Raw genomic sequence first — 6,243 nt, 5'->3', positions numbered from 1 at the left:
AGCCGGTGTGCCCACGCCGTGCTCCACCTGCTGCGACAGCGGGTTTATGGCCTGTGCCAAGGCTATGAAGACCTCAACGATCACGACACCTGGCGCCATGACCTGGCGTTGCAGACGGCCTGTGAACGGCTGTCGCCCGGTGCCTCCAGCCCCACCTTGTGCCGCTTGGAAAACCGGATGGATCGGGCGGCGGCCCTGGCGATCCATGAGGTGTTTGTCGAGCAGTTCATCGCTTCATTTCCGACGCCGCCGGATCAGCTCATCCTGGATTTCGACGCGACCGATGATCCGGTCCATGGGCATCAGGAAGGCCGGTTCTTCCATGGCTACTATGACCACTATTGCTTCCTGCCGCTTTACGTCTTTTGCGGCGATCAGTTGTTGGTCAGCTATCTCAGGCCCTCGAAGATCGACGCGGCCAAGCACGCCGGGGCGATCCTGAAAGCTCTGGTGCAACGGCTGCGTGCCGTCTGGCCCGAGGTGAAAATCATCTTCCGGGCCGATTCGGGCTTCTGCCGACGGCGGATTCTGGCCTGGTGCGAACGCCACGGCGTCGGTTATCTCGTGGGCCTGGCCAAGAACAACCGCCTTTTGAAGCTTGCGGCGCCTTGGCGCCAGGCAGCGCAAACCCAATTTGCCGCCACCTCGGAAAAACAGCGGGTCTTCGGTGAGTTTGCCTATACCGCCGGCACCTGGAAACACCCCCGCCAGGTGATCCTCAAAGCCGAGCATGGACCCCAAGGCGAAAATCCAAGGTTCCTGGTCACCAACCTGGCGGGCGACTCCCAAGCGCTGTACGAAGACGTCTATTGTGCGCGGGGCGACATGGAAAACCGGATCAAGGAACAGCAACTCGGCTTGTTCGCGGACCGCACCAGTTGTCACGTCTGGTGGGCCAACCAATTCCGGCTGCTGCTCGCCTCGCTCGGCTACCTCTTGTTGGAAGCCCTTCGTCGCCTCGGCCTCGCCGGTACCGAACTCGCTCGGGCGCAGTGTTCCACTCTCAGGGGCAAGCTCCTCAAAATCGGTGGCGTGATCCTTCGAAATACCCGTCGCATTCGCTTCCTGTTGCCGAATGCTTACCCCTGGCAGGCGCTGTTCTGGCACATCGCCGAGCGCTTTGCCCCCGGCTGAGCCGGGCCGAGTGGGTTCCCCGGCACGTTGATTCTCTGGGGGTAAGGGGGACGTTTGCCTGAAATTCAGACTTTCACCCCAAACGAGCACTCAACACGCCTTTTTCTGGTCCCGAACCCAGAACGCGACCGGCCTCCTACCTTCACTGAGGTCCTGATGAAATATTCAGGCTAGCTCTATCTTCTATCGTTCCGACTGTCATCTTTGGTGATCCGATGCAGGGTATCTTTGAGTTCGCTGAGGCCAACCTTAATTGGGATTACACGATCCACCCGCACTTTCCACTGGTCGTGAGACTGGAGACCCCCCACCGCTGGGCTGATAAGAACCCCGAACTCGGCCGGTGGATTGCCGAAACGCGGGAAAAACTGATTCAGGGAGAAGTCATCGACCTAGAGTCCGGCCCCATCACGTACCGATGTGCGGAGGACGCCTTCGACATGAACGCCTTTTTTGACGGTCTTGACAGCAAGGAAGGCTCCTTCGCTGCGATTCACTGCAATAAAAGGCTTTGCTACAGATTGGCTAAATCAACTCGCGGAGCATATCAAGCCATTGAGGAAATCGCCGCCAACCGGTTGCGCGAATTTGCGAGAACTTGGGATCAGGCAAGCGATCCAGATGAGCGCTTCATAGCGTTTACACACCTCTTGGACGACTGCTTTCACAAGAATGACATCGAACCAAACGAGCCTGAGAATCAAGCCGATATCGATTTGATCGAGGAAATAAATGCGGCGGCCAATCGTCTTGCTACAGATGATAACGGAGCCGAAGCCGCCCGCAGCCTGGTTACACTCTCTCGAAAGTACTCTCGTTGGCGCCTGTTTCGGAATGAGCTTTGGCGAGATGCAGAACGAGCGCTTTCCGAAGTCGCCACAGGCCGATCAACCTCGATGTACGATGCAGTTAGTAAAGTTCGCCAAAGATTGAGCTTAACAGGCCGTCAGCTTCCAAAGCGCACCGTCTCGACGCCGTTGCTGTTAAAAGGCCTCGAATTTGACCATGTCCTGGTCCCTGATGCCACCCACTTCATCAACGAACAGAAAGCGCAAGCAAAGCTATTTTACGTAGCGATATCTCGAGCAACGCGATCCCTAACAATCACATCCTCTCAGAGATACTTACAGTTTCCAATTCCTATGCTTTGAGCATAGTGGACATATTCTGCCCCGTAATTGCCTTCAATGGATTGTGCTATTGCTTCGGCAGTTAAATCAAAATCATGCTCTGGATTGATTTCCATAATCATCTTGTTAAATCAATAACATGCGATGATTTGCACTCATTGAAAATTACTCTTTAATTGCCGAAGCAATAACCGTAACGATGGAATAATCAATCCAATGACTACGCCTATTCCAACGTGCGTAGCTCAGGTGGGCCGAAGATGGGTAAAGTGATCAATTCTGAGTGAGCACTAACATATGGATGCCAGTTCTGTTCGGAATTTGTCATATTTATGTAATCCACCATTCCGGCGCTATTTCCTCCTTTAATTCTCCGGCCGAATCAGCCCCTATGCCAGATCGATAGGCCGCGATCGGCACTAACGCTTCCGCAGGCGAACAACCACCGTGATATCCATTACGTTTTGAGGCATATCGGAGCTTTTCGCTCCAAGCCAGCACGACCTCGTTTAACCCAGTAGCGGCGTTAATCCGGCTTCCAGCAAGACTGATTTCACCGTCGTGCAGCTCCAGATTCGGCTCGCGCCATCGAGCATTAGGACTGTTTGCGACCAGACTGGTATCTTGGTCAAGAATGTGGCCGTGATCGCTGGTAACAATAACGGTTCGGTCAGATGATCGAGCTTCCGCTAGCAGGGCGTCGAGTCCTCGGAACTGGCTAAGTTCCCAGCGAAGACGGATTTGCTCGCTTTTCATTAGGTGATCATCCACCGCGTTAATGACAACACCTACAATTCGTTGTCGGGTATCGCTCAACGCTTGCCGCAAATCGTCCGAGATCGTTAGACCAGAGCCGTCCAGCAAGCTGGCTTTGTGGAATAGGCGAGGCGGCTTTCCGGCAATGGAGTGCGCCAAAAGCCGAGGATGCGCGCTGAATGCGGTGAGCTCGGATGCAGCATTTCCGGTGCAGGCGCGCCCCGACAACAGCGAAGTTCGCGAAGCGTCTGTCGTGGAAGGCAACATAGCCAACAAGGTCGGCTGCTGCAGATCCTGAATGCCATACTGTTGCCATCCATGTTCCAGGAGGCTGTAGTTTAGTTCCAGGAATACCGACAGGCTCATCCCGTCGATAACGATTAACAGCACGCGCCCTGCTGAAGCGGCCGGGGCGATAAAACGCTCAATAGCATCTTCAATGTAAGCCAATCGGTGACCATCAGGCTTATCCGATACCAGCGCTTCCGCAAACTTTCGATCAAAAGAAGCCCGTCGAATTCGTGCTGCATCCCGCAATTGGGCAAAAGCACGGGCGAGTGCGGCGAAGTCATCGCCTTCCAAGAGTACAGTTCTCGCCCAGTCCACCCAAGCCAAATTCTGTCGATATATCGAGGCCAACTCGGAAAGCCTATCGGTATGATCATCCCCATGGCTGTTAAGCCAATTAAGCAGGTTGAGTGCCATTCGACATCGCTGAATGCGGTCTTCGGAAAGCACGGGTCCCCGGTGATTCTGGAGAGCTGCTAGACACTCTCTCGCGTGATCGGTGTTTCGCTCGGTGAGTGCTTTCGCGAAATTCTCCAGCTTGCTTACAAAGCCAATCTCGCCATAGCGGGCCTTTACCGCCAACAGTTCCGCTTTTAGTTGCGCCACTAGTATTTCAAAACGGCTTATCTGCTCCCGTCGCTCGTGTTCAACGGAGGTATCAAACAACAGGGAAGCGGCCCTAGCCAATGCATCAACAGTCCCTGAGTCGGGCGTAAGCCCACCGAAAAGGATTTCGAGCCGTGCCGTGACTTGTGCTTGCACAGCAACAAGCCCTGGATCAGGATCTGCCAATGTTTCACAAAGCATCCCCACCGCCAGAAGGTCATCGGCCCTACCCGTGTTGATGGCCGCAAAAATGAAACTTACGAATTGCCCAACCTGCTCTTGCAGCTTGAGCAGAACCTCTTGCTGAGCAATCGAATCCAGCGCGCGGTACTGATCCCGTCGTAGGCCGTCGCCAGCCCATCGCAAAAGGTCCGTTGCGGACGGGGGGAAAATATCAAAACCGAAGACTATCTTAAAAAGCTCTTTCCAAGCACGCTCTTCGTCCAATACCAGCGATCGCACCGGCGCGAAACCTCCGGGTGGCATGTAGCGAATCAGCAATTCCGCCAACCACCGGTGCTTCACCAAACGTGGGTCGACCTGTGCTGCTCGAAAAAGAACAACAACACTTTGCCAAACATTATGGGCAATCACCCGGCGCTTCGCACAACGGGCCAGAACATCAGCGCCGAGATCATGATCTGAACCGTCGAATAATAGAATGACCGGAGCGGTACTCTTGGAGTACCGGAACATCACGTGGCGAACCGCAAGCGGTGAGCGGCAGCCCACCACTGGCCAGGTGGCGGCATTCACATCGACAGCTTCGTCCGTACAAGCATCCGGTGCCAGCCGCAACAAAATAAAAGGTGCCGAGCGATCGGCCTCATGGGCTTGTCTTGCCAGCAAGGCAATCTGGTGCGCCGGAATCTTCATCATTCCTCATGTATGATGATCTGAACATCCACGGTCGAACATTCCAAACGTTCGATAAAAGCCATCGCGTCCGATAAAGTTTTCAGGGCTGCCTGTTTCGAAAGGCGGTTTTGCTCAATGCGATGCACTGGCTGTTGATTATCCGGTGCTATCGGTCGGGGATCCGCTCCGGTGTTCGGCGGGCTCACCGGAGGAGTGGATTTATTCGCGACATCCGCCATGAGCGCCATGGCTTCTTGCTCGAACCGCTTTACCGCCTGCACCAGGGGAGTCACGTACTCATACTGCAAAACAGCATGAGCTAGATGTTCGAGGGTAACGCCAGCACGCGCGGCAAATTCTCCTGCCCCGGAAACAATGATGTTTAGGCTAGTTACGAGATGGTGATTCGCCTCAACGCGCGCCAAGTCCTGGGCGTTCGCCAGAATAGCTTGCGCCTCGGCTTCTTCTTCAGCGCTCCACTCCACGCGGGCGATAAGGTTCACCAGTTCGAAATCCGATGAACAGCCTTCAATAGCCGCCAACAAATCGCGTAATTTCGTGGCGCCGTAATCTCGCAACGACATTTCGTTCGGTACCATTGCCGTTGCATCCAAAGCTTTCGTGATGGTGCTGATGACACGCAGGTAGCTCGCCACATAGGCCGCTGTGTCGCGCATTTTGGCTCGAGCCAGCCGTGCAAATTCCGCCACTCCTGGCGCCGAACGGTAAAGGCCCGCCATCGCCCGGTCGAGAATGGCCCCGCTGAGCTTTGTAGCTCGTTCCCAGTCTTCGAGAGACGGCAAGAGTTGCTCGCGTACCTCACAATCATTCGGCAGGTTGCCGATCTCTCCGCGGAATAGTTGGCCCGAGCGGTAGAGCGATCGATTGGTTTTCGCCAGCCAGGTCAGAATAATGAGGTCTTGCAAGTCGTCTCGGAGCCCCCGGCTGCGTGGCAGGTCCAGCCAGCGCCGAACATCGCGGATCGTCGGCTCCCGTCCTCCTTGTTGGGCAATCTGCCGAGTGAAATGTTGAGACCAATCGTCCCGCAACTGGAGCGCCGCCTCGCCGACCTCGGCGAGTTCCAGTTTTGGGACAATCCGCTTGGCATCTTCACGCAGCGACGGTTCAAGTTCGATGCGCTGCGCCGGCCGTTGAGTCGCCGCGACCAAAACCTCGGCCAGCCGTTTGATCGCCGCCGGGCGCGGTTCGCTGTCAAAATGCGGATGGGCAGGAAATTCGTACTCGAGAGCCTGTTCCGCCAGCTTTTCGAAAGCATCCTTGAAGTTGGCGGCCACTGGCGGACGCAGTATCAAGGAGGGATCGAGGCTATAGAAATGTTCGTCGACGGTCTGTACCGGATCAATGGCTTCGCGGGCGATATCGTGCAGGCCATACGCCGTATGCAGGCAGTTGCGAATAAACTGGCGCAATTGATCCCGTTGGTTGCTGAGCAACACTCGGGCCTGCTCCC

4 protein-coding genes are annotated in these 6,243 nt (G+C 55.5%); 2 read left to right on the top strand and 2 right to left on the bottom strand.

Annotated features, from left to right (window positions below; translation table 11 throughout):
* A partial coding sequence (locus tag ABJK70_RS18380) for an IS1380 family transposase (protein WP_347258713.1) occupies window positions 1–1,134 on the top strand: 1,134 nt, incomplete at its 5' end.
* 215 nt (window positions 1,135–1,349) lie between these two features.
* Window positions 1,350–2,285 carry a hypothetical protein gene (locus tag ABJK70_RS18375; protein ID WP_347258712.1) on the top strand — a complete coding sequence of 312 codons (936 nt, stop codon included), beginning with the start codon at window positions 1,350–1,352 and terminating at the stop codon, window positions 2,283–2,285.
* A 309-nt stretch (window positions 2,286–2,594) separates the two neighbouring features.
* Here ABJK70_RS18375 and pglZ read toward each other — a convergent pair whose 3' ends face one another.
* Entirely contained in the window at window positions 2,595–4,793 is a 2,199-nt protein-coding gene (gene pglZ / locus ABJK70_RS18370) for a BREX-2 system phosphatase PglZ (protein WP_347258711.1), read from the bottom strand.
* Window positions 4,790–6,243 (bottom strand): hypothetical protein (locus ABJK70_RS18365; protein WP_347258710.1); only part of this gene is annotated, 1,454 nt, incomplete at its 5' end. The genes pglZ and ABJK70_RS18365, both read right to left, overlap by 4 nt.

Source organism: Methylocaldum sp., assembly GCF_039794385.1.
Classification (GTDB): domain Bacteria; phylum Pseudomonadota; class Gammaproteobacteria; order Methylococcales; family Methylococcaceae; genus Methylocaldum.
Note: the sequence above shows the minus strand (reverse complement) of the source record. Positions and strands in the feature narration are given on the sequence as shown.

What these genes read in the sequence shown, in the direction of transcription:
- ABJK70_RS18375 (WP_347258712.1), top strand. Translation starts at nt 1,350, where the DNA reads ATGCAGGGTATCTTTGAGTTCGCTGAGGCCAACCTTAATTGGGATTAC.
- pglZ (WP_347258711.1), bottom strand. Translation starts at nt 4,793, where the DNA reads ATGATGAAGATTCCGGCGCACCAGATTGCCTTGCTGGCAAGACAAGCC.